Source organism: Streptomyces sp. NPDC002004 (assembly GCF_053593975.1).
On record NZ_JBSFDP010000010.1, the window covers coordinates 1 to 23048 of the forward strand.

Consider the following 23048-nt stretch of genomic DNA (forward strand, 5'->3'; position numbering starts at 1 on the left):
CCGATCGGCCGGAGACGGGGTATCAACATATCTGGCGTTGATTTTTGGCACGCTGTTGAGTTCTCAAGGAACGGACGCTTCCTTTGTACTCACCCTCTCGGGCTTTCCTCCGGGCGCTTCCCTTCGGTCTTGCGTTTCCGACTCTATCAGATCTTTCCGATCCGATTTCCTCGGTGCTTTCCGGCCCTTCGACCTTTCGGTCTCCGCGGCCTTCCGGCGGTTCCGACTCTATCAGATCCTTTCGGGCCCGATTCCCAGTCAGGGGGTTTGCCTTCCCGGCCGTTGCGGCCGTTCCGACGAGTGAGACTTTAGCGGAATCCCGGCTCCCGAGCTAATCGGGGCCGCGCCCTTTCGAACGCGATTCCTCATTTCGCAAAAACGCATGAAAACGAGACGACAGCGGACCGTCGATCGCTTGGATGGTTGGTGCGGAATGATGTCCGGGGACCGACCGAGGGTCGGCGCTCACGTCGGACAACTCGGAGAACAGTACGGATCGGCCCCAGGGGTGTCAACTCCGTGCCTGCCGGGTGTCGGGAGCGTACGCTGATGGACGTGACTACGCATGCGCACACCCAGCAGTGGTGGGCCGCCTGACGGCGGCCGTACTCACGCATGCGACAACGGCCGCCGCCTCGGCGGCCGTTTTCGTATCCCCCTCCTGGGGGCCCGGAGCCCGGCCGACGGGCAGCGGCGGCCCCGACCAGGAGATCTGGAGACATGACGCGCATCTTCAGCGGGATCAAGCCGACGGGGCATCTGACGCTCGGGAACTACCTGGGAGCCGTCCGCCGGTGGGCGGAGGTGGACCAGTACCGGGCGGACGCCCTGTTCAGCATCGTCGATCTGCACGCCCTGACGGTCGAGCACGACCCTGCGCGGGTACGCAGGCTGACCCGGCAGGCGGCGACCCTGATGCTCGCGGCCGGGCTGGACCCGGACCTGTGCACGGTGTTCGTGCAGAGCCATGTCGACGAGCAGGCCCGGCTCTCGTACGTACTGGAGTGCGTGGCGTCCGACGGTGAGATGCGGCGGATGATCCAGTACAAGGAGAAGGCGGCACGCGAACGGGCCCGCGGCGGGAGCGTCCGGCTGTCGCTGCTGACGTATCCCGTGCTGATGGCGGCGGACATCCTGGCGTACGGGACCGATGAGGTTCCCGTCGGGGACGACCAGACGCAGCACGTCGAGCTGAGCCGGGACCTGGCCGTGCGGTTCAACCAGCGGTACGGGCACACCTTCGTGGTGCCGCGGGCCACACGTCCCGCCGTGGCGGCCCGGGTCATGGACCTGAAGGACCCGAGGTCGAAGATGGGCAAGTCCCATGAGCAGGGAGCGGGCATCGTCTACCTGCTCGACGAGCCCGAGGTGATCCGTAAGAAGGTCCTCCGGGCGGTCACCGACAGCGGCAGCGAGGTCGAGTACGACCGGGAGGCACGGCCCGGAATCTCGAATCTGCTGGAAATCCTGGCGGCGTGCGTGGGCGGGAACCCTGGGGAGCTGGGCTCCGTTTACCACTCGTACGGGGCTTTGAAGAAGGACACGGCCGATGCCGTGGTGGAGCTTCTCAAGCCCCTTCAGGAGCGGCACAGGGAACTGGTTGCGGATCCCGGTTATCTGGAGGGGGTGTTGCGGCGTGGTGCGGAGAAGGCAAGGGATATGGCGCGGCCGAGGGTGGACGCGGCCTATAGCGCCATCGGACTGCTGCCGCCTCCGGAGCCCGTTCATACCCCCTGTTCGAGCGGCGTCGAGCCCTTGGGAGACGCTGCCGGACGCGATACACCGGCCGGGGCGTTGAACGCGGCGCGATAGGCGCGTGGGCTGGTGGCGAGGCGCGATGCGAAGTGCTGGCGCATCGTGACCTCGCTGCCGAAGCCCGAGCGGCGCGCAACCTCCGGCATGGGCAGGTCGGTGCGTTCGAGGAGCTTCTGGGCCGCCGCCATGCGCTGGTCCAGGAGCCATCGCAGGGGCGTGGCTCCGGTCGCCGCCGTGAAGTGGCGCGCGAAGGAGCGTGCCGACATGCCCGCGCGGGCGGCCAGCTGCGCCACGGTGAGCGGTTCGTGGAGGTGGCACAGGGCGTATTCGCGTACCGAGGCCAGGGCGTCGGCGTCGCGGTCCGCCCGGGGAGTGGGGTGCTCGATGAACTGGGCCTGGCCTCCGGTGCGGAAGGGCGCGGTGACCATCGATCGGGCGATGGCGGCCGCGGTCTCCGCGCCGTGGGTGATGCGGACCAGGTGCAGGCACAGATCGATGCCGGCGGCGGTGCCCGCAGCGGTCCAGATGCCGTCGTCCTCGATGAAGAGGGCGTCGGGCTCGACGGTGACGAGGGGGTGGTGCGTGCGCAGCAGCTCGACGAGGCCCCAGTGGGTGATCGCGCGGCGTCCGTCGAGGAGCCCGGCCTGAGCGAGGGTGAAGGCGCCACCGCACAGGGCCGCGATGGTGGTGCCCCGTGCATGGGCGCGGCGCAGGGCTTCGAGGAGCGGCGCGGGTGCGGGGGTGAGGTAGTCGTCCAGGCCGGGGACGACGATCAGGTCGGCGCGCGGCAGCCAGGCGAGGGTGCGGTCGGGGACGAGGGTGAGTCCGCCGCGCATGGTGACGGGATCGGAGGTGACGGCGACACGTCGCAGGTCGAAGGCGGGGACGCCGCGGTCGGTGCGGTCGGTACCCCAGACCTCGGTGATCACGGAGACGTCGAAGGCCCGGATGCCGGGGAAGGTCAACAGGGCGATGCGCTGGGGCCCGGGGGTCGCAGGGGCGTCGGCGGCGGTCTCGGTCACGATGGCAGTAAACCATCGATCGCTGACTTTTGCGCCTCTGGGGCGGCGGGGCGCAGAGCGGCAGCATGACGGGCATGGAGATCGCAGAGAACGCAGCGCTGGTCGTGGTGGACGTACAGAAGGGATTCGACGAGGAGGAGTTCTGGGGGCCGCGGAACAATCCGGCGGCGGACGACAACATCGCGTCGCTGATCGACGCCTGGCAGGCTTCCGGGCGTCCGGTCGTCTTCGTGCGGCACAACTCGCTCAAGCCCGAATCGCCGCTGCGGCCGGGGTATGGGGGCAACGACCTCAAGGAGTACGTCGAGCGGCGGCGTGGAAGGGGGGCGGGGCCGGAGCTGCTGGTGACGAAGACGGTGAACTCGGCGTTCTACGGCACGCCCGGTCTGGACGCCTGGTTCAGGGCGGAGGGGATCGGCCAGTTCGTGCTGGCGGGCATCCAGACCAATATGTGCGTCGAGACCACGGCTCGTATGGGCGGCAACCTCGGCTACGAGGTGCTGTTCGCGCTGGATGCTACGTACACCTTCGACCTCGAGGGCCCGTTCGGCTGGCGGAGCACGGCCGATGAGCTCGCGCGGGCCACGGCGGTGTCCGTGCACGGGGGCGGCTTCGCGACGGTGGTGACGACGGACGAGGTGGTGAAGGCGGCGGCCGGCTGACAGTGGCGGTTCGCGCCGTGTTCGGATCGCCGGTGGTCGGATCCCCGGTGTTCGGATCAGCCGGTGTTCGGCCGGTGGCGGGCGGCGTGCGTGCGGCGCCCGCGCACCGGGGCCGGGGTTCAGCTGCTGGTGCCGGAAGCCAGCTCCCTGCTCCGGTCCCGGGCCGCTTCGAGTGCGGCGATGAGTGCGGCGCGCACCCCGTGGTTCTCGAGTTCACGGATGGCGTTGATGGTGGTCCCCGCGGGCGAGGTCACGTTCTCGCGGAGCTTGACGGGGTGTTCCCCGCTGTCGCGGAGCATCACGGCGGCGCCGATCGCGGACTGGACGATCAGGTCGTGCGCCTTGTCGCGGGGCAGACCGAGGAGGATGCCCGCGTCGGTCATGGCCTCGACCAGGTAGAAGAAGTACGCCGGTCCGGAGCCGGAGAGCGCGGTGCAGGCGTCCTGCTGGGACTCGGGGACGCGCAGGGTCTTGCCGACGGCGCCGAAGATCTCCTCGGCGTGGGCGAGGTGCGCGGCGGTGGCGTGGGTGCCGGCGGAGATGACGGACATGGCCTCGTCGACGAGGGCGGGGGTGTTCGTCATGACGCGTACGACCGGGGTGCCTTCGGCGAGGCGCTCCTCGAAGAAGGAGGTCGGGATGCCCGCGGCACCGCTGATGACCAGGTGGCCGGCGGGGATGTGCGGGGCGAGCTCGTCGAGGAGGGTGCCCATGTCCTGCGGCTTGACCGTGAGGATCAGGGTGTCGGCCGTCTTGACGGCCTCGGCGTTGCTGACGGGGTTCACGCCGTAGCGGGTGCGGAGTTCCTCGGCGCGTTCGGGGCGGCGGGCGGTGACGAGGAGGTCGGCGGGGGCCCAGCCGGCCCGGATCATGCCGCTGAGCAGGGCCTCGCCGATCTTTCCGGTGCCGAGGACTGCGACTTTCTGGGTCATGAGCGGTGCCCTTCACACGTGTGCGTCGTCCGGTGCCATCCTCGCACCGCAGTGCCGGGAGCGGTGGGGATGTCCGCTGGGCGGACGGTGCGCGAGGCGCACCCGGCACCGCGGCCGGACGGCTGCCCGTGGCATGCGCAGGAGCGTTCCCGCCCGCACGGCTCAGGCGGTACGACGCCGTAGTGTCGCCGCGCCCAGGGCCAGGACCAGCACCGCGCAGGCCGCGACGATCACGACGTCCCGGACGAAGTCGCCGGTGACGTCGGTGTGGGTGAGGACGGCGTTCATGCCGTCGACGGCGTAGGACATGGGCAGGACGTCGGAGACGGCCTCGAGGACCGGCTGCATCGAGGAGCGCGGGGCGAACAGGCCGCACAGGAGGAGCTGCGGGAAGATCACGGCCGGCATGAACTGCACCGCCTGGAACTCGGAGGCCGCGAAGGCCGAGACGAAGAGGCCGAGGGCCGTGCCGAGGAGCGCGTCGAGAAGGGCGACCAGGAGCAGCAGCCAGGCGGAGCCGGTCACGTCGAGGCCGAGGAACCACAGGGCGAGGCCGGTCGCGAGGGCCGACTGGACGATGGCGAGGCCACCGAAGGCGAGGGCGTAGCCGCCGATGAGGTCACCCTTGGCGAGCGGCAGGGCGAGGAGGCGTTCCAGGGTGCCCGAGGTGCGTTCGCGGAGGGTGGCGATGGACGTGACCAGGAACATCGTGATCAGCGGGAAGATGCCGAGCAGTGAGGCGCCGATGCCGTCGAACGTGCGTGGGCTGCCGTCGAACACATAGCGCAGCAGGACCAGCATCAGACACGGGACCACGAGCATCAGCGCGATGGAGCGCGGGTCGTGGCGGAGCTGTCGCAGCACGCGGGCGGCGGTGGCGAGGGTGCGGGACATGTTCATGGGGTGGGCTCCCGGGAGGAGAAGGGCTGGGGGGTCAGCTGCGGGCGGTGGCCCCGGCCGCCGTGGCGGACCCGCTCGTCTCGGCGGCGACCGCCTCGTCGACGAGGTGGAGGAAGGCTTCTTCGACCGTGTCGGCGTGGGTGCGGGTGCGCAGGGCGTCGGGGGTGTCGTCGGCGAGCAGGGTGCCCTCGCGCATGAGGAGGAGGCGGTGGCAGCGTTCGGCCTCGTCCATGACGTGCGAGGAGACGAGGAGGGTCGCGTCGCGTTCGGCGGCGATGGAGTGGAAGAGGCTCCACAGGTCGCGGCGGAGCACGGGGTCGAGGCCGACGGTGGGCTCGTCCAGGACCAGGAGTTCGGGGGTGCCGAGGAGGGCGACGGCGAGCGAGACGCGGCTGCGCTGACCACCGGAGAGATTGCCGGCGAGGGCGTCGGCGCGGGAGGCGAGGTCGACGTCGGCGATGGCGCGGGTGACCGCTTCCCTGCGGCGTTCGGCGGCGGCGCGGCCGGGGTCGAGGATCGCCGCGAAGTAGTCGAGGTTCTGGCGGACGGTCAGGTCGTCGTAGACCGAGGGGGCTTGGGTGACGTAGCCGACACGGGACCGCAGTGCGGGGTCGCCGGCCGGGCGGCCGAGGACCTCCAGGGTGCCGGTGACCTTGGCCTGGGTGCCGACGACGGCTCGCATCAGGGTGGATTTGCCGCAGCCGGAGGGGCCGAGGAGTCCGGTGATCTGTCCTCGGGGCACATCGAAACCGAGGCTGTGGAGGACGGTGCGCGAGCCGCGTACGACGGTGAGCGCGTCGGCGTGGATCGCGGGAGCGCCGATGGCGGCACCGCCGGGAGAGTAATTCATCATGCGATGAATAATGGGGACGCCCGGGGGGCTCGTCAAGACGTCACGACGGGTGCGCATGAGGGCGCGCGCTCTCGGGAGGTGACCGGAGGGAAGAGATCCGCGCCCGTGTGCGCCCGTGCCCCCGGAACCACGGGGCGATGACGCCGAGAGGGGTGCGCCGCGAACGCGCTTTCCTGACAATGGATTTCAGTGCACGGTCATATGCCGCCGTATGCAGTCGCATGCGGCCATGCAGCCGCGTACCAGTCCGGAGCCGATTCCCCCCGCCTCCGGCGCCCGCGCATCTCCGTTCCTGTGCAGCTGGAGGTGCCCGTCCATGCGTGAGCAGTCCAGGCGCGAACCGTCCGTTCATGATCAGTCCGCCCGCGATCGGTCCAGTCCCGATCCGTCCGGGTCCGATCCGTCCGGGTCCGATCCGTCCACGTCCGACCCGTCCCCGTCCGGCTCGCCGGTGTCCGGTACGCCGGTGCCCGGCTCGCCGGTGTCCGGTACGCCGGTGCCCGGCTCGCCGGTGTCCGGTACGCCGGTGCCCGACCCGCCGGTGTCCGACCCGCCGGTGTCCGGTCCGCCGAAGTCGGGTGCGCCGAAGCCGGGTGCGCCGAAGCCGGGTGCGCCGGTGTCCGAACCATCCGTGTCAGGTCCACCGGTGTCCTTGCGACGGCCGTCCGGACGGCGGGCGTTCCCGCGGTTGTCCCGCCGCCCGCGCCCGTCGTCGTACCGCCCGCTGCTGCGCGCGGACTTCGGCGCCTCGCTCGTCGTGTTCCTCGTCGCGCTTCCGCTGTGCGTGGGCGTGGCCGTGGCCTCCGGTGTGCCCGCCGAGCTGGGCCTGATCACCGGGATCGTCGGCGGTCTGGTCACCGGCTTACTGCCCGGCAGCAGCCTGCAGGTGAGCGGCCCTGCCGCGGGGCTGACCGTCCTCGTGTACGAGGCGGTGCAGGAGTACGGGCTGGAGACGCTGGGCCTGCTCGTGCTGGCCGCGGGGCTGGTGCAGCTGGGGCTGGGCGCGGCGCGGCTCGGACGGTGGTTCCGTGCGGTGTCGGTGGCGGTGGTTCAGGGGATGCTCGCCGGGATCGGCCTGGTGCTCGTCGCGGGCCAGGTCTACACGATGGCGGACACGCCCCCGCCCGCGGGCGGGATGGCGAAGGTCGCCGGGCTGCCCTGGCTTCCGGGGCCCGCCGACCCACTGGCGCTGGCGATCGGCGGCGGCACCATCGCCGTCCTGATCCTGTGGCCGCGGTGGCGGCGCGGCGTGCGGCTGGTGCCCGCGCCGCTGGTGGCGGTCGGGGCGGCGGCCGCAGTCACCGGACTGCTGGATCTCCCGGTGCGGCGGGTCGAGGTGCGCGGACTGCTGGACGCGGTGCATCCGCCGTCGGACCTCGGACGGCTCACGGAAGTGGGAGTCCTGGGGACCGTACTGGCGTTTGCGCTGATCGCGTCCGCCGAGTCGCTGTTCAGCGCGGCCGCCGTGGACCGGCTGCACGACGGTCCCCGCACCGACTACGACAGGGAGCTGATCGCGCAGGGCGCGGGGAACGCGGTGTGCGGGGTGCTCGGGGCGCTGCCGATGACCGCGGTGATCGTCCGCAGTGCGGCCAATGTGCGGGCCGGGGCGCGGACGAAGGCGTCCCGGTTCCTGCACGGACTGTGGCTGCTGCTGTTCACGGCGGCATTGCCGGCCGTGCTCGGGGTGATTCCGGTGGCGGCGCTGGCCGGTCTGCTGGTGCACGCGGGCTGCAAGCTGGTGCCGGTGCGGGAGATCGGGCCGTTGTGGCGGGCCCACCGCGGGGAGGCCGTGGTGCTGGCCGTGACCGCGGGGGCGATCGTCGTCGGGAACCTCTTCGAGGGGGTGCTGCTGGGCCTCGCCCTCGCGGTGGCCAAGACCGCCTGGGACATCAGCCAGGTACAGGTGGAGACCGACGACCGGGGTGCGGCGGGGCTGGTCGTACGGGTCTCCGGCAACGCCACGTTCCTACGGCTGCCGAAGCTGCTGGACGCCCTGGAGGCGCTTCCGGACGACCGCGCCGTACGACTGGAGCTGGGCGGGCTGCGTCATGTGGACCATGCGTGCGCCGCTGCACTCGACCGGTGGATCGCCGGGCGGGAGGGGGCCGCGGTGGCCGAGGCCGCGGGCCGGGAGGCGGTGGAAGGGGCCGCTCAGGGCGTCGCGACCAACAGGTCGACGACATAGGCCTCTTCGAGCACGCCGTCCGGGAACTCCGAGAGCAGGATCGCGCGTTCCTCCCTCAGGAAGGTCCTCGCCTCCTCCTCGCCGAGGACCAGGAAGACCGAGTGGCTGCCCAGGTTCGCGAGATGCTTGTCGACCGGGACGCTCCGGCTCCAGCGCACCCGGCGGCGCCGGAAGTCGAGGCCCCACGACAGGGCCTTCGCCCGGTCGGCGCTGCCGACCGGGCCACCCTGCGCGCGGCGGGTGTGCTCGGGGGCCCGCGCGGCGAACCAGCGCTCGAGGCGGGCCTCCTGGGCGGCGTGCCACGGTACGTCCCGGTCGGGGATGTTCCACCAGAGGGCCAGTGCGCCACCCGGCCGCAGCACGCGCCTGGCCTCCGGCACGGAGCGTTCCGGGTCCGTCCAGTGCCAGGCCTGGGCGTAGGTGAGGAAGTCGGCGGATGCGTCGGCCAGAGGCAGCGCGTTGCCGTCGCCCCGCACGATCGGTACGTCGGGCAGAGCCCGGCGGAACTGCGCAGCCATGCCGTCGCCCGGCTCCACGGCGATCACATCGGCACCGCGGTCGCGCAGCAGCGCGGTGCCGATCCCGGTACCTGCCCCCACGTCCACCACCCGCGCCCCGTCGAGGGGCCGCCCGGCGGCGTCCTCGACTGCGTCGAAGAGGGCCGGCGGGTACGAGGGGCGGTGCGCGGCGTACTGCGCGGCGGCCTGATCGAACGAGCGGGCCCGCGCGGCATGGCCGAGGGTGCCGGGGGCCGGCGGGGCACCGGGGGCGTGTGCGGCTTCGTGAGCGGTCCGGCTTTCCTGCGCGGCATCGTTCGAGAGGTCTGGCATGGAGCCATCCTGCGCGGTGGGTGGCGACGCGGGAAGCAGCACCCACGCCGCACCCGAACGACTGGCCGAAACCGGATGGGCGGGCCCGGAAACCGGTGGGAGCGCGGGGGCCGGGGCCGGTTGCCGCGCCTCGGGCCGGACGGGGCCGGTGCCGCGCGCCGGGCCGAGCCCCGAGCCCGGTTGCCGCCCCGCCCCGGGCCACTCCGGCTGGTGTCCCACGGCAGGCCTCGGCCGCGGACGAGGATGCTGCCGCGGACGAAGGTGCCGCCCCGGACAGGATGCTGCCGCGGACGAGGGTGCTCTCCCCGGTGCTCGGCACTCCGCCACGGGGACTGCCCCTAGGCCTTGCGCTTCCTCCGGGAGGGGTTGCCCGTGCGGCGCTCGGTACGGCGCGCGTACTGGGCGCGCGCCTCCTCGTACTCCGCGCGGTGCAGCGCTTCCCCGGGGGCCTCGGTGAGGGAGCGGAAGAAGTAGGCGAGGAGGGAGCCGATGAAGCCGATGGCCATCAGGCTGCGCAGGGACGCCTGGGACTCCGGGTCGGGGCGCTTGCCGAAGCCGTCCCAGGTGCGGCGGAAGGCGATGGCGCTGCAGACGGCGAACATGACGACGACGAGGGCGTTCACGAAGGTGCCCACGGCGGCGATGGCGAGCCCTTCGTAGGCGAACCGCAGCACCAGACAGCCCAGTGCCGCCACGACGAGGGAGCCCACGGCCACGCCGAGGCGGCGCGCGCCGTATCCGCCGTCGTGCGCGACCCAGGTCGTACCGAAGAAGCGGATCGCCTCCGGCTGGGGACCCGCGGGGACGGAGGCGGCGTCGGGGCCGGGTTCGTCGCTCATGGGTCGATTATCGCCACCGGGGCGGCCGCCGGAGCCGGCCGCCCCGGGATCCAGGGGCACGGCCGCCCCGCGGCCCAAGGGCACGGCCGCCCCCGGTGATCCACGGGCACGGCCGTCCCGGTGATCAGGCGCAGCGCGCCGCGACGTAGCCGTCGCTGCCGGTCTTCACGAAGGCGTCCGAGATGTACTCGCCGTTGGCGATGTTGTCCCAGATCTTCGTGGTGCCGTAGGGGCCGCTGATCGTCTCCCCCGGGCGCTGGCAGAAGATCGCGACGCGTGACCCCTCCGGGAGCACCCGGATCAGGCGGTAGTTGGTGCCGGGGCCGCTGCGGACGTTCACGGTGCAGCCCGGTGCGATCGGGTAGTAGTGCAGCTGCGTCTCGGCCGCGGCACCCGCGGACTGCGCGCTGGAATCGGTGTTCTCCGGTGCGCTCTGCGCGCCTTGGACGTCCTCGACGGCCATGAGGCCTCCCCCGTTGATGCGTTGCGATGCGATGGCGGACCGCGGCGGGCCCACCCGGCACGCGGAGGCTAGCAAGCCGCCTCGGCGCCGTACGAATCATCGACTAGGCTCCGTGCGTCGCGCGCGCGGACGATCAGGACGATCAGCACGGGGGTGGGGTCGATGCGGCCACAGCGCAGCGCCGGGGCAGGTTCGGAACCGGAACTTCCAGAATACGCCGGGCAGTACCGGCTCGAGGCATGCCTCGGGTCGGGCGGCATGGGCGTGGTGCGCCTGGCGCGCAGTGCGTCGGGGCTGCGTCTCGCCGTGAAGGTCGTGCACGCCGAACTCGCCAGGGATCCCGAGTTCAGAGGGCGGTTCCGGCAGGAGGTGGCGGCGGCCCGGCGGGTGAGCGGGGCGTTCACGGCGCCCGTCGTGGACGCCGATCCGGAGGCCGACCTGCCGTGGATGGCCACCCTCTACATCCCGGGCCCGAACCTCTCCGAGCACGTGAAGCGGAACGGCCCGCTGGAGCCGGAGCAGTTGCGCCGGCTGATGGCGGGGCTGGCCGAGGCGCTGCGGGACATCCACCGCGCCGGGGTCGTGCACCGGGACCTCAAGCCCAGCAACGTCCTCCTCGCGGAGGACGGCCCGAAGGTCATCGACTTCGGCATCTCCCGGCCGTCGGACAGCGAACTGCGCACCGAGACGGGCAAGTTGATCGGGACGCCGCCCTTCATGGCCCCCGAGCAGTTCCGGCGCCCCAGGGAGGTGGGCCCGGCCGCCGACCTCTTCGCGCTGGGCTCGGTGATGGTGCACGCGTCGACCGGGAGCGGCCCGTTCGACTCCGACAGTCCGTATCTCGTCGCCTACCAGGTCGTCCACGACGAGCCGGACTTGACCGCGGTGCCCGAGAACCTTGTTCCGCTGGTCGCCCGGTGTCTGGCCAAGGAGCCGGAGGACCGGCCCACGCCCGACGAGTTGATGGCGGAGCTGCGTTCGGTGTCGGCGTCGTACGACACCCAGGCGTTCATACCGGCGCAGCGCACCCATGGGTCCGTCCCGGTCCACGGCCGCCCGGCGGCCGGGCGCGGTGCCGGGACGGACTCCGCGGGCACGGCCTCCGACGAGCCCACGCACCGGCGCGACGACCCGCGCGCGGGTACGGGCGGCAGGACGAAGGGGAAGGCAGGGGCGAGCGGGACGGGCCCCGGCCCGGATGCCGGCGCGGAACGGCCCTCCGCGCCGCGCCGCAAGCCGCTGTTGCTGCTCGCGGCGGCCGCGGGCGCCGTGGCGCTGGCCACGGCCGGTACGCTCCTGGCCCTGCACGCCCCGAGCGCGTCGGACGACGGTGCGGCACCGCGCCCCGCCGCCCGGGGCGGCGTCCACGCCTGGGCGCTGGCTTCGCGGGACGTCGCAGGCGTGCAGCGGTCGGCGCCGGACGCGATGCCGCTGTGCACCTACGGATCCCGGAGGCTGTTCTGCGCACGGCCGGGTCTGATCACCGCGGTCGCCCCGCAGAGCGGCAAGGTGCTGTGGCGCAGCACGGCGGCGGGCCCGGCGGACGGTCCGTCGGAGCCTCCGGTGATGGCGGGCGGACTGGTGCACGTCGTCACCGACGGCGGCCGGCGGCTGGCCGCGCTCGACCCGGGCTCCGGGGAGCCGCGCTGGTCGACGGACCTCACGGCGTACCAGGGCCGGGTCGCGTACGCCGGGCGCATGCTGCTGCTCACCGCGCAGGACGGCACGGTCACCGGGGTGGACGGCGCCACGGGCGGGCGCCGGTGGAAGGCCGCGGTTCCCGGCCAGTCCCGGCCCACTGTCGCGGCCTTCGCCGGCGGTGGTCCCGCCTACGCCACGAGCACGACCCGGGACGGCTCGGCGACGCTGGTGAGCGCCGTCGATCCGGAGACCGGCTCGGTGCGGTGGCGGCACACCCTGCCCGGCACGCTCAGCCCGATCGGCACGGTGGGCGGCGGGGATGCGCAGCGCACCGTGGTCCTCGTCTCGCTGAACGCCTCGGGTGAGGCGGTGGCCCTGGTCCGGTACGACCCGTCGAGCGGCGCCACGCGGCGGATCCGGCTGGACGTCGCGCTGCCGCAGGCCGCCGGCTCGGTGCACGGCGGTACCGCGTATCTGATGGCGACGGGCGGTGCGCTGACCGCCGTGGACCTCGTCGGCGGGGCGCAGCGCTGGCGGCTGGAGACCTCGGTCAGCCGGGCCTCCGCGCCGGTCGCCGACGGCGGCCGGGTGTACGTCGCCACCGCCGACGGCCGCCTGCTCGCGGTGGACGCCCGCAAGGGCACCCTGCTGGGGCAGACAAAGGCGCGGCCGGGCGGGGCCGGCAGCCGCGTGGTGCCCGAGGTGCCCGCACCGCTCGTCGCGAACGGCCGCGTCTACGGGAGCGCGCCCGACGGCACCGTCTTCGCGGTGGCCGGGCGCGATCCGTCGCAGTGGTGAGGAGCCGTCAGCCGAGCTTCGACACGTCGCGGACGGCACCCTTGTCGGCGCTGGTGGCCATCGCGGCGTAGGCGCGCAGGGCGGCGGACACCTTGCGCTCACGCGCCTTCGGGGCGTACTCGCCGCCGAGGGCCTCACGGCGGGCGGCGAGCGTGGCGTCGTCGACGAGGAGGTCGATCGTGCGCTGCGGGATGTCGATGCGGATGCGGTCGCCGTCCTCGACGAGGGCGATGGTGCCGCCGGAGGCCGCCTCGGGCGACGCGTGGCCGATGGACAGGCCGGACGTGCCGCCGGAGAAGCGGCCGTCGGTCACCAGCGCGCAGGCCTTGCCCAGCCCCCGGCCCTTGAGGAAGGAGGTCGGGTAGAGCATCTCCTGCATGCCCGGACCGCCGCGCGGGCCCTCGTAGCGGATGACGACGACGTCGCCCTCCTTGATCTGCTTGGTGAGGATCTTGTCGACGGCCTCGTCCTGCGACTCGCAGACGACGGCCGGGCCCTCGAAGGTCCAGATCGACTCGTCGACGCCGGCCGTCTTCACGACGCAGCCGTCGACCGCGAGATTGCCCTTGAGGACGGCGAGGCCGCCGTCCTGGGAGTAGGCGTGGGCGACGTCGCGGATGCAGCCGCCCTCGGCGTCCACGTCCAGGGACTCCCAGCGCTCGGACTGCGAGAAGGCGGTTGCCGAGCGCCGGCAGCCGGGCGCGGCGTGGAACAGCTCGACGGCCTCCGCGGACGGCGAACCGCCGCGCACGTCCCAGGTCTTGATCCATTCGGCGAGCGACGCGGAGTGCACGGTGTGCACGTCCTCGTTGAGCAGGCCCCCGCGGTAGAGCTCGCCCAGGATCGCGGGGATGCCGCCGGCGCGGTGCACGTCCTCCATGTAGTACGTGCCGCCGGGGGCGACGTTCGGGGCGACCTTGGCGAGGCAGGGGACGCGGCGCGAGACGGCGTCGATGTCCGTCAGGTCGTAGTCCAGCTCGGCCTCCTGGGCGGCGGCGAGCAGGTGCAGGATCGTGTTGGTGGAGCCGCCCATGGCGATGTCGAGGGCCATGGCGTTCTCGAAGGCCTGGCGGGTGGCGATGTTGCGGGGCAGCACCGACTCATCGCCCTGCTCGTAGTAGCGCTTGGTGATCTCGACGACCAGCCGGCCCGCGTTCTCGTACAGGGCGCGGCGGGCGGTGTGCGTGGCGAGGGTCGAGCCGTTGCCGGGCAGGGACAGGCCGATCGCCTCGGTCAGGCAGTTCATCGAGTTGGCGGTGAACATGCCGGAACACGAACCGCACGTCGGACAGGCGTTCTCCTCGATGCGCAGGACGTCCTCGTCGGAGACGTTCTCGTTGACCGCGTCGACGATGGCGTTGATCAGGTCCAGCTTGCGGACGGTGCCGTCCACGAGGGTGGCCTGGCCGGCCTCCATCGGACCGCCGGAGACGAAGACGACCGGGATGTTGAGGCGCATAGCGGCCATCAGCATGCCGGGGGTGATCTTGTCGCAGTTGGAGATGCAGATCAGCGCGTCGGCGCAGTGCGCCTCGACCATGTACTCGACGGAGTCCGCGATCAGGTCGCGGGACGGGAGGCTGTAGAGCATGCCGCCGTGGCCCATCGCGATACCGTCGTCGACCGCGATCGTGTTGAACTCGCGGGGGATGGCGCCGGCGGCACGGATGGCGTCCGAGACGATCCGGCCGACCGGGGCGAGATGGGTGTGGCCCGGGACGAACTCGGTGAACGAGTTCGCGACCGCGACGATCGGCTTGCCGATGTCCTCGCCGGCTACACCGGAGGCGCGCATAAGGGCGCGTGCGCCCGCCATGTTGCGGCCGTGGGTGACAGTGCGGGACCTCAGCTCGGGCATCGTCGCTCGCTCCTTCAGGCGGGTACCGGCCCGGCGGGGACCGGCACGTATGGCTCAAGTCGAGCGTACGCCGCTGCTCCAGGATCCGGACGGCGTGTCCGAATGGCGGGACGATCGTCTCGGTGGGCGACCGGGAGGGCGGGCCGCTGCGGGCGGCGGCCCCGGGCGGCGGGTGGCGGGTGGCGGCCCCCGGGCGGCGGCCGGCCGCGCCGCGAGGCCCGGCGCACGCACCGGCCGGGCTGCCGCGCGGGACACCGGCGGCTGCCCGCACGGTACGCCTACGGTGCCGTCAGGTGTCCCTGCACGACCGGTGCGACCCGCGCGATGATCTGTTCGACGTCCGCCGAGGCCAGAGGCTCCATCCGGATCACGTAGCGCAGCATCGCCGCACCCACGAGCTGGGCGGCGGCGAGCTCGGCGCGCAGCTCGGCGTCCGGCAGGTCCACCTGCTGGGCGATACGGCGCAGCAGCTGCGTGGCCACGAGGCGGCGGAAGACCGCCGCGGCCGTCTCGTTGTTGACGGCGGAACGCAGGATCGCAAGCAGGGGGGTCCGGGTCGCCGGGTTCTCCCAGACGCCGAAGACGAACCGGGCCAGCCGCTCGCCGATCTCGTCGAGGGGACCGGCGGCGATGGCGTCCGGGGCGTGCAGCACGGGCGAGAAGGCGACCTCGACGGAGGCGGCGAAGACCTGCTCCTTCGTGCCGAAGTAGTGGTGGACCAGGGCCGGGTCCACACCGGCGGACTTGGCGATGCCGCGGACGGACGCCTTCTCGTAGCCGCGCTCGGAGAACTCCTCGCGGGCCGCCTGGAGGATGCGGTCGCGGGTGGCGGGGCCTTCCTCCGCCGTCGTACGCGAGGGGCGGCCGCGGCGGCGACGGGTGCCGTCCGAGGGGGTGGAGGAGCCGGTCCGGGTCATGAGCGGGGCGCCCCGACCGCCGATGCGAGGTGCAGCCGGGTGAAGGCGAGGGCCTCGGCGAGGTCGGCCTCGCGCTCGGCGCTCGACATGGCCCGACGGGTGTTGACCTCGATCACGACATGGCCGTCGAAGCCGGTGCGGGCGAGCCGCTCCAGCACCTCGGCGCACGGCTGGGTCCCGCGGCCGGGGACCAGGTGCTCGTCCTTGCCGGAGCCTCCGCCGTCGGCGAGATGGACGTGGCCGAGGCGGTCGCCCATGCGGTCGATCATCTGCAGCGCGTCCGTGCGGGCGGTCGCGGTGTGCGAGAGGTCGATCGTGAAATGCCGGTAGTCGTCCTTGGTGACGTCCCAGTCGGGCGCGTAGGCGAGCATTTCGCGGTCGCGGTAGCGCCAGGGGTACATGTTCTCGACGGCGAAGCGGACGTCCGTCTCGTTCGCCATGCGCCAGATGCCCTGCACGAAGTCGCGCGCGTACTGGCGCTGCCAGCGGAAAGGAGGGTGCACGACGACCGTGGAGGCGCCCAGCTTCTCGGCCGCCGACCTGGCCCGCTGGAGCTTCACCCACGGGTCCGTGGACCAGACGCGCTGGGTGATCAGCAGACAGGGTGCGTGTACCGCGAGGATCGGAATCCGGTGGTAGTCGGAGAGACGGCGCAGCGCCTGGATGTCCTGGCTGACGGGATCCGTCCAGACCATGACCTCGACGCCGTCGTAGCCCAGGCGCGCCGCGATCTCGAATGCCGTCGCCGTCGACTCCGGATAGACGGAGGCCGTCGACAGGGCGACCTTCGCATCCGGGATGCGCACAACTGGATCTGCCACGAGGGACAGCGTACGGGGATGCGGTGCGCGCGGGGCGGGCGGTCTGAGTGGAATCGGCCACGCCGGGGCGGCTCGTGGGGCGGGCCGGCGGTCCGCCGGGCTCCCGTTCCACGGGGCTGCGGGGCCCCTGTCGCGGCTGGTGGCACCCGCCCCGGCGGTCGGCGGCACCCACGCCGAGGCCCTTGCCGGACCCGGCGGGAATCGGCCCGCGGCGGGTGATCCATCCCACGGGGCCGCCCGCACCCGGACCCCGTGCGGCCAACGGCCGCCCACCGCCCCGACGGCACACGGGCGGCCCTGTGCGAGGCGCCCGGGCCGGTTCCGGCGGAACGCCCGGACCGGCCTTCCGGCGAGCGCCAGGACCGGCCTTCCGGCAAGGCGTCCGGGCGGAGCGCGGGAGCGCATCCGGCCTCGGCGGAGCGCCCCGGCCGCCTTCGGCAGCGGGGCGAGCCCGGCGGGCCGCTCGGCCCGGTGGGACCGGGCCGGCGCTTCGGGCACTGCGATCATCACAGGCACCGCGGGCCCGGCCGGCGCCGCGGCATTGCGGGCCCGGCCGGCGCCGCGGCATTGCGGGCCCGGCCGGCGCCGCGGCATTGCGGGCCCGGCCGGCGCTGCGGGCACTGCGGGCCGGGAGGTCCGGCTGCTCCGGCAGCTCCAGTAGCTCCGGCAGGCGCCGCAGGGGCTATGCCGTCGGCAGGTGGTCCAGCCTCCGGAGGATGACGCCCTCCCGCAGGGCCCAAGGGCAGACCTCCAGGGTCTCGACACCGAAGAGGTCCATCGCGCCCTCGGCGACCAGGGCGCCCGCCAGCAGCTGGGCGGAGCGGCCCTCGGAGACCCCGGGGAGCTCGGCGCGCTGCGCCGCGGTCATGGCGGCGAGCTGCGGTACCCAGTCCTCCAGGGACTTCCGCTTCAGCTCACGCTGGACGTACAGGCCGTCCGTGGAGCGGGCGGCGCCGGCCAGCCGCGCGAGCTGCTTGAAGGTCTTCGAGGTCGCGACGACGTGGTCCGGGGTGCCGACCCGGCTGAACTCACCGACGGTCCGCGCGATCTCGGCGCGTACGTGGCGGCGCAGTGCCTTCACGTCGGCCGGGTCCGGCGGGTCCCCGGGCAGCCACCCCGCGGTCAGCCGCCCGGCCCCCAGCGGCAGCGACACCGCGGTGTCGGGCTCCTCGTCGATGCCCATGGCGATCTCCAGCGAACCGCCGCCGATGTCCAGCACGAGCAGCTTCCCGGCGGACCAGCCGAACCAGCGGCGGGCGGCGAGGAAGGTGAGCCGCGCCTCCTCCTCGCCCGAGAGCACCTGGAGCGCGACGCCGGTCTCGGACTGGACGCGGCCCAGCACCTCGTCCGCGTTGCTGGCCTCGCGCACCGCGGAGGTCGCGAACGGAAGCAGGTTCTCGACGCCCTTGTCCTCGGCGGCCTGGAGTGCGTCGTGCACCACATCGATCAGCTTCTGGACACCGTCCGGTCCGATGGCACCGTCGTCGTCGAGGAGTTGGGCGAGCCGAAGCTCCGCCTTGTGCGAGTGGGCGGGCAACGGCCGTGCGCCGGGGTGCGCGTCCACCACCAGCAGATGCACCGTGTTCGAACCCACATCAAGGACACCGAGTCTCATATACGGAACGCTACTGCCCGGACCGCGATCGGCTCCCCGCGGGAGCGGTACATCCCGCTCCACGTGACGCATACCCTGGAGTCGTGCCGCAGACGAAAATGGCGAAGCCCGGCAAATCCGCCGGAGGGGCTGTGCCGTCCGGGGCGACAGTGATGCAGGGGAAGACCCCGACGTCGGCGAAGGAGTCGAAGGCATTGAAGGGGACCAAGGGGGCCAAGGGCTCCAAGGGGACCGGAGCGACCAAGGAGCCGAAGGGCGAGCGCTCGCCGGAGTCGGTTCCGCAGTCGCCGGAGGCCGACTCGGTGCCGGGTGCGGCGGAGTCGGCGAGGGCATCGCGCTCTGCGAAGCAGAAGTCGAAGTCGAAGTCGAAGGCTCCGGAGCGGTCGTCGGAGCCGGCGAAGCCGAAGAAGAAGGCTGGGGCGGCTGTTCCCGACGAGAAGGGCCTGGACTTCGCTCGCGCCTGGGTCGAATTCCCGGACCCGGCGGACGACGAGCAGGTCTTCCGCTGTGATCTGACATGGCTGACCTCTCGTTGGAACTGCATCTTCGGCAGCGGCTGCCAGGGCATTCAGGCGGGCCGCGCGGACGACGGCTGCTGCACGCTGGGCGCGCACTTCTCCGACGAGGACGACGAGAAGCGGGTCGCCGAGCATGTGGCGCGGCTCACGCCGGAGATCTGGCAGCACCATGACGTGGGCATGGAGACCGGCTGGGTCCAGGAGGACGAGGACGGCGACCGGCAGACGCGGCGCTGGCAGGGCTCGTGCATCTTCCAGAACCGTCCCGGTTTCGCTGCCGGGGCCGGGTGCTCGCTGCACATCCTCGCCCTGCGGGAGGGCCGCGAGCCGCTGGAGACGAAGCCGGACGTGTGCTGGCAGCTCCCGATCCGCCGGACCTACGAGTGGATCGACCGACCCGACGACACACGGGTGCTCCAGGTGTCGATCGGCGAGTACGACCGCCGTGGCTGGGGGCCCGGCGGCCACGATCTGCACTGGTGGTGCACGTCGGCGACGTCCGCGCACGGCGCGGGTGATCCGGTGTACGTGTCGTACCGGCCCGAGCTGACGGAACTGATGGGCAAGGCCGGATACGACCGGCTGGCCGAGCTCTGCGAGCAGCGGCTGGCCTCGCAGCTCCCCCTGGTGGCACCGCACCCGGCGGACCCGGACCCGGCGTAGGCACGCGCCGGGCGCCGGCCGGGAGACCGGTCCCGGCCCCGGCGCAGCCCCACGCGGGGCACCATCCGGACCACCCGGATCCGGACCACCCGGATCCGGACCGCCCGGTCCCGGACCACCCGAACCCGCCACGGCCGCGCGCCGGCCGCGGCCCGCCTCGGTACCGAGGCACTCGCCACCGCCCGCCCCGGCACCACAGCGCCCGACACCGCGCCGTCCGGGAGCCCGGTGACCCGACGGGCCCCGCGCCCGGACGTCCCGCAGGGCGGGTCCGTCCGTCCGGCACCGGCGCTCCCTACCCCTGCCCGGGACCACCCCCGCCGTCCCCCGGCGGGGATGTGTCCGGGGACGAGCCCGACGGGCTCGATGCGGTCTCCGTCGGCGTCGGGGACGGCGGCGGGTCCGACGGCCCGGAGTCCGTCGGGGTCGGCGTCGGATCCGAGGGGCTCGGGTCGGTCGGGGTGGGTGTGGGGTCGGGCGACGTCGGGTGCGTGGGCGTCGGCGTGGGGTCGGGACGGCCCGGCGGGCGGGACCTGCCGTGGCCGTCGACGGCGATGACGGCGCCCGACGGGTCCAGTGCGATCCGTGCGCTCCAGGGGCCCGCCGGCTCGAGGCGGTGATCCACCCGGACCTGGAGGGTGAGCGACTCGCCCGGAGCGAGCGTCCCCGAGGAACGGCTGAGCCGCAGCCATGCGGCGCCCGTGTGCGCGTGCCACCGCACCGGTGATCCCCCGGACGCGGTCAGCGTGATGAGGGTCGCCCCGCCGCTGGGCTGCGCCTCGACGGTGAGCCGTCCGGGGCCGGTGCCCGAGCGGGACGGCACGGCGCCGGCACTGATGACCTCGACGGAGACGTCGGGCGAGCTGCTGCCGGTGAAGCGCGGGTCGCGGGTCGTCCGGGCGTTCCCGGCGTTCTCGTACGCGTCCCTCGTGCGCTCCCCGTCCAGCACCCGCCCGCCGTTGGCCTCGGTCGCCGTGATGGGGCGTCCGTCCCGGCCCTCACCGGTGAGCGGGGCGCCCCGGTAGGCGGCCCACAGGGCGAGCACCGGCGCCGCGACGACCGTGGCGACGACCGTCGTGGTCACCGCACGCGCACGGAGCCGGTCGCGGCGCGCGGCACGGTCCCGGGGGTCCATCGGGAAGCCGCGCTGGTCGAAACGCGGGGCACCGCCCCGCGCGCGGGGGGCGTGCGCCATCGCGGCGCACAACGCCGGGCGCGGGGCCTCGAGCACGGGCAGCGCGGCCGGCGATGCGCTGGTGCCCGGCCACACGCCCGGCACGGCGCGCTCGGCCGTGCGGCGACAGCGGGGGCAGTCGTCGACGTGCCGGACGAGTTCGCGGCGCAGCGCGGTGCCCAGAAGCACCTGGTTGTCACCGGTGAGCCGGGCGACGATCGGGCAGCTGCCGGTCTCCACGACGGCGAGGGCGGCCCGGGTGCGTTCGACCTCGCAGGCGGCGGAGGCGAGGAGTTCACGGGCGGCGGGGAGGTCGAGCGAGAGGACGGCGGCGACCTCGTGGGCGCCGAGCCTGTGGCGTACGGCGAGTTCGAGGGCTTCGCGCTGTTCCGGGGTGGTGCCGGCGGCCTCCGGCCAGGCGAGCAGGGCGAGTTCGCGGCGCCGGTGCTGCTGCAACTCGTCGGGGACGGGCGGCTCCGACGGCGCCGACTGAGACGTTTCTGCCACGGCCCGCCGGCCGGACGCGTGCGCCCCGTGCCGTGCACCCTGGCGGGTGTGCCGGGCCTCGGCCAGCTTGCGCAGGCAGGACCAGCGGGCGAGGGCGTAGAGCCAGGCCCTGCGGTCACCCTCGGCCTCCGGCCACCGGCGCCGCTCGGCGAGCGCGAGGGCGTCACCGAGCACAACGGTGGCGGCGTCGTGGTCGCAGAGGACGGACAGGCAGTACGTGAACAGGCCGTCCAGGTAGGGCTCGTACCGCACGGGCGGGGTCTGCGACGTCACGCGCGGCACGGCTCGCCGACGCCCCTCGCGCTGCGTCCGTCGCGCGCCGGTGGTCTGCGTGGAGATCTCCGTCCTGCTGCTCATCACCCGTGCGACCGTAGGCGGGCGGAGGCAGCCCTTTCCGCCGACTTGAGCACTTTTAATTCTTACGGGTGAACAGATCCCTCGAAAGAGGACAGGAACCCACCATTCCGTGGCCTGGCCTGTCACGGGGAGGCACGGGAGGCACCACTGCACCCGGGCCGTGGCCGGGGTGTCCGGGGTGACCCGTCCCCTTCCGTCCCGCCCGTCCCCTTCCGCCCTGCTCCCGCCTGCCCGGGCGGGGCCACGCTGTCGGTGGGGCCCGATACGGTTCCCTCCATGGCTGCCCGTACGAAGACCGCCAAGGACCGGCCGTCCTACCGCTGCACCGAGTGCGGCTACCAGACGGCCAAGTGGCTCGGCCGCTGCCCCGAATGCCATGCATGGGGGACGGTGGAGGAGTACGGCGCGCCCGCGGTCCGTACGACGGCGCCGGGCCGCGTCACCAGCTCCGCCGTGCCCATCGGCCAGGTGGACGGCCGGCAGGCGACGGCGCGCACGACGGGGGTGCCCGAGCTGGACCGGGTGCTCGGCGGCGGGCTGGTCCCGGGCGCGGTCGTGCTGCTCGCGGGCGAGCCGGGCGTCGGCAAGTCGACACTGCTGCTGGACGTGGCCGCGAAGGCGGCGGGCGAGGACCACCGCACCCTGTACGTCACGGGTGAGGAGTCGGCGAGCCAGGTGCGGCTGCGCGCCGACCGTATCGACGCCATCGACGACCATCTCTATCTCGCCGCCGAGACCGACCTCTCGGCCGTGCTCGGGCACCTCGACGCCGTGAAGCCGTCACTCCTGGTCCTGGACTCCGTGCAGACCGTGGCCTCGCCCGAGATCGACGGCGCCCCGGGCGGCATGGCACAGGTGCGCGAGGTGGCGGGGGCCCTGATCCGGGCCTCCAAGGAGCGCGGCATGGCCACGCTGCTCGTGGGCCACGTCACCAAGGACGGCGCGATCGCCGGGCCGCGTCTCCTGGAGCACCTGGTGGACGTGGTGCTGCACTTCGAGGGCGACCGGCATGCCCGCCTGCGCCTGGTCCGCGGCGTCAAGAACCGGTACGGCGCGACGGACGAGGTCGGCTGCTTCGAACTGCACGACGAGGGGATCACCGGCCTCGCCGACCCCTCCGGGCTGTTCCTCACGCGCCGTGACGAGCCGGTGCCCGGCACCTGTCTGACCGTGACCCTCGAGGGCCGCCGCCCGCTCGTGGCCGAGGTGCAGGCGCTGACCGTGGACAGCCAGATTCCCTCTCCCCGGCGCACCACGTCGGGTCTGGAGACCTCCCGTGTCTCGATGATGCTCGCCGTGCTGGAGCAGCGCGGGCGGATCAGCGCGCTCGGCAAGCGGGACATCTACTCGGCGACCGTCGGCGGTGTGAAGCTCTCCGAGCCCGCGGCGGACCTCGCGATCGCGCTCGCCCTGGCCAGTGCGGCCAGTGACACCCCCCTGCCGAAGAACCTCGTCGCGATCGGCGAGGTCGGCCTCGCGGGCGAGGTCAGACGGGTCACGGGCGTGCAGCGCAGGCTCGCCGAGGCACACCGGCTGGGCTTCACGCACGCGCTGGTACCGGCCGATCCTGGCAGGGTCCCGGCCGGTATGAAGGTCACCGAAGTCGCCGACATGGGGGACGCGCTGCGCGTGCTGCCGAGGTCGCGTCGCCGAGAGGCCCCGCGGGACGAGGAAGAGCGCCGGTAGACTTTGCCCCGGTCTCGCCCGCCCGTACGAAACCGAGGGCGCCCCCAGA

18 protein-coding genes are annotated in these 23048 nt (G+C 73.2%); 6 read left to right on the top strand and 12 right to left on the bottom strand.

Annotated elements, in window-relative coordinates; all coding sequences use genetic code 11:
• The first annotated feature begins 720 nt into the window (after positions 1 to 720).
• A complete protein-coding gene (gene trpS / locus ACWCP6_RS17305) occupies positions 721 to 1812 on the top strand; it encodes a tryptophan--tRNA ligase (RefSeq protein ID WP_450933295.1) in 1092 nt (363 codons plus the stop codon).
• On the opposite strand, the gene ACWCP6_RS17310 is transcribed toward trpS, so the two are convergent.
• Positions 1725 to 2777 carry a GlxA family transcriptional regulator gene (locus ACWCP6_RS17310; RefSeq protein WP_450933296.1) on the bottom strand — a complete coding sequence of 351 codons (1053 nt, stop codon included), beginning with the start codon at positions 2775 to 2777 and terminating at the stop codon, positions 1725 to 1727. The genes trpS and ACWCP6_RS17310 overlap by 88 nt on opposite strands.
• 74 nt (positions 2778 to 2851) lie before the next feature.
• On the opposite strand from ACWCP6_RS17310, the gene ACWCP6_RS17315 reads away from it, so the two are divergent.
• The gene (locus ACWCP6_RS17315; protein WP_450933297.1) at positions 2852 to 3439 is read left to right on the top strand and encodes a cysteine hydrolase family protein; all 588 of its coding nucleotides are present in this window, start codon (positions 2852 to 2854) and stop codon (positions 3437 to 3439) included.
• Positions 3440 to 3558: 119 nt separating this feature from the next.
• Here ACWCP6_RS17315 and proC read toward each other — a convergent pair whose 3' ends face one another.
• The 3 genes from proC to ACWCP6_RS17330 form a co-directional block, all read right to left on the bottom strand.
• Positions 3559 to 4371 (bottom strand): pyrroline-5-carboxylate reductase, encoded by an 813-nt coding sequence (proC, locus tag ACWCP6_RS17320; RefSeq protein ID WP_450933298.1) that lies wholly within the window; start codon positions 4369 to 4371, stop codon positions 3559 to 3561.
• Positions 4372 to 4533: 162 nt separating this feature from the next.
• Positions 4534 to 5271, bottom strand: coding sequence for an ABC transporter permease (locus ACWCP6_RS17325; protein WP_450933299.1), 738 nt, complete (start codon positions 5269 to 5271; stop codon positions 4534 to 4536).
• 34 nt (positions 5272 to 5305) lie between these two features.
• Positions 5306 to 6181, bottom strand: a complete 876-nt coding sequence (locus ACWCP6_RS17330) for an ABC transporter ATP-binding protein (RefSeq protein ID WP_450933300.1) — start codon at positions 6179 to 6181, stop codon at positions 5306 to 5308.
• A gap of 631 nt (positions 6182 to 6812) precedes the next feature.
• Here ACWCP6_RS17330 and ACWCP6_RS17335 point away from each other — a divergent pair.
• Positions 6813 to 8312: a SulP family inorganic anion transporter gene (locus ACWCP6_RS17335; protein WP_450933498.1), complete on the top strand. Its 1500-nt coding sequence runs from the start codon at positions 6813 to 6815 to the stop codon at positions 8310 to 8312.
• Here ACWCP6_RS17335 and ACWCP6_RS17340 read toward each other — a convergent pair.
• The 3 genes from ACWCP6_RS17340 to ACWCP6_RS17350 form a co-directional block, all read right to left on the bottom strand.
• Complete coding sequence (locus tag ACWCP6_RS17340) at positions 8279 to 9142, bottom strand: class I SAM-dependent methyltransferase (RefSeq protein WP_450933301.1); 864 nt, start codon at positions 9140 to 9142, stop codon at positions 8279 to 8281. The genes ACWCP6_RS17335 and ACWCP6_RS17340 overlap by 34 nt on opposite strands.
• A gap of 338 nt (positions 9143 to 9480) precedes the next feature.
• On the bottom strand, positions 9481 to 9981 hold the full coding sequence (locus ACWCP6_RS17345; RefSeq protein WP_450933302.1) for an EamA/RhaT family transporter: 501 nt from the start codon (positions 9979 to 9981) through the stop codon (positions 9481 to 9483).
• A gap of 124 nt (positions 9982 to 10105) precedes the next feature.
• Entirely contained in the window at positions 10106 to 10444 is a 339-nt protein-coding gene (locus ACWCP6_RS17350; protein ID WP_450933303.1) for an SH3 domain-containing protein, read from the bottom strand.
• A 162-nt stretch (positions 10445 to 10606) separates the two neighbouring features.
• Between ACWCP6_RS17350 and ACWCP6_RS17355 the strand changes: the two genes are divergently transcribed.
• The gene (locus ACWCP6_RS17355) at positions 10607 to 12883 is read left to right on the top strand and encodes an outer membrane protein assembly factor BamB family protein (RefSeq protein WP_450933304.1); all 2277 of its coding nucleotides are present in this window, start codon (positions 10607 to 10609) and stop codon (positions 12881 to 12883) included.
• A gap of 7 nt (positions 12884 to 12890) precedes the next feature.
• Here the strand turns inward: ACWCP6_RS17355 and ilvD are convergent, their stop codons facing one another.
• From ilvD to ACWCP6_RS17375, 4 genes are all read right to left on the bottom strand, one after another.
• Entirely contained in the window at positions 12891 to 14741 is a 1851-nt protein-coding gene (gene ilvD, locus ACWCP6_RS17360) for a dihydroxy-acid dehydratase (RefSeq protein WP_450933305.1), read from the bottom strand.
• A 278-nt stretch (positions 14742 to 15019) separates the two neighbouring features.
• Positions 15020 to 15658, bottom strand: a complete 639-nt coding sequence (locus tag ACWCP6_RS17365) for a TetR/AcrR family transcriptional regulator (protein WP_450933306.1) — start codon at positions 15656 to 15658, stop codon at positions 15020 to 15022.
• Positions 15655 to 16479, bottom strand: coding sequence for a sugar phosphate isomerase/epimerase family protein (locus ACWCP6_RS17370; protein ID WP_450933307.1), 825 nt, complete (start codon positions 16477 to 16479; stop codon positions 15655 to 15657). The genes ACWCP6_RS17365 and ACWCP6_RS17370 overlap by 4 nt, the downstream gene beginning before the upstream one ends.
• Positions 16480 to 17161: 682 nt before the next feature.
• A complete protein-coding gene (locus ACWCP6_RS17375; RefSeq protein ID WP_450933308.1) occupies positions 17162 to 18094 on the bottom strand; it encodes a Ppx/GppA phosphatase family protein in 933 nt (310 codons plus the stop codon).
• Positions 18095 to 18396: 302 nt separating this feature from the next.
• On the opposite strand from ACWCP6_RS17375, the gene ACWCP6_RS17380 reads away from it, so the two are divergent.
• Positions 18397 to 19275, top strand: coding sequence for a hypothetical protein (locus ACWCP6_RS17380; protein WP_450933499.1), 879 nt, complete (start codon positions 18397 to 18399; stop codon positions 19273 to 19275).
• Between the two features lie 295 nt (positions 19276 to 19570).
• Here the strand turns inward: ACWCP6_RS17380 and ACWCP6_RS17385 are convergent, their stop codons facing one another.
• The gene (locus ACWCP6_RS17385; RefSeq protein ID WP_450933309.1) at positions 19571 to 21316 is read right to left on the bottom strand and encodes a BACON domain-containing protein; all 1746 of its coding nucleotides are present in this window, start codon (positions 21314 to 21316) and stop codon (positions 19571 to 19573) included.
• A gap of 273 nt (positions 21317 to 21589) precedes the next feature.
• Between ACWCP6_RS17385 and radA the strand changes: the two genes are divergently transcribed.
• The gene (gene radA, locus ACWCP6_RS17390; RefSeq protein WP_450933310.1) at positions 21590 to 22999 is read left to right on the top strand and encodes a DNA repair protein RadA; all 1410 of its coding nucleotides are present in this window, start codon (positions 21590 to 21592) and stop codon (positions 22997 to 22999) included.
• The last annotated feature ends 49 nt before the right edge of the window (positions 23000 to 23048 follow it).

What these genes read in the sequence shown, in the direction of transcription:
- trpS (WP_450933295.1), top strand. Translation starts at nt 721, where the DNA reads ATGACGCGCATCTTCAGCGGGATCAAGCCGACGGGGCATCTGACGCTC.
- ACWCP6_RS17315 (WP_450933297.1), top strand. Translation starts at nt 2,852, where the DNA reads ATGGAGATCGCAGAGAACGCAGCGCTGGTCGTGGTGGACGTACAGAAG.
- proC (WP_450933298.1), bottom strand. Translation starts at nt 4,371, where the DNA reads ATGACCCAGAAAGTCGCAGTCCTCGGCACCGGAAAGATCGGCGAGGCC.
- ACWCP6_RS17325 (WP_450933299.1), bottom strand. Translation starts at nt 5,271, where the DNA reads ATGAACATGTCCCGCACCCTCGCCACCGCCGCCCGCGTGCTGCGACAG.
- ACWCP6_RS17330 (WP_450933300.1), bottom strand. Translation starts at nt 6,181, where the DNA reads ATGCGCACCCGTCGTGACGTCTTGACGAGCCCCCCGGGCGTCCCCATT.
- ACWCP6_RS17340 (WP_450933301.1), bottom strand. Translation starts at nt 9,142, where the DNA reads ATGCCAGACCTCTCGAACGATGCCGCGCAGGAAAGCCGGACCGCTCAC.
- ACWCP6_RS17345 (WP_450933302.1), bottom strand. Translation starts at nt 9,981, where the DNA reads ATGAGCGACGAACCCGGCCCCGACGCCGCCTCCGTCCCCGCGGGTCCC.
- ACWCP6_RS17350 (WP_450933303.1), bottom strand. Translation starts at nt 10,444, where the DNA reads ATGGCCGTCGAGGACGTCCAAGGCGCGCAGAGCGCACCGGAGAACACC.
- ACWCP6_RS17355 (WP_450933304.1), top strand. Translation starts at nt 10,607, where the DNA reads ATGCGGCCACAGCGCAGCGCCGGGGCAGGTTCGGAACCGGAACTTCCA.
- ilvD (WP_450933305.1), bottom strand. Translation starts at nt 14,741, where the DNA reads ATGCCCGAGCTGAGGTCCCGCACTGTCACCCACGGCCGCAACATGGCG.
- ACWCP6_RS17365 (WP_450933306.1), bottom strand. Translation starts at nt 15,658, where the DNA reads ATGACCCGGACCGGCTCCTCCACCCCCTCGGACGGCACCCGTCGCCGC.
- ACWCP6_RS17375 (WP_450933308.1), bottom strand. Translation starts at nt 18,094, where the DNA reads ATGAGACTCGGTGTCCTTGATGTGGGTTCGAACACGGTGCATCTGCTG.
- radA (WP_450933310.1), top strand. Translation starts at nt 21,590, where the DNA reads ATGGCTGCCCGTACGAAGACCGCCAAGGACCGGCCGTCCTACCGCTGC.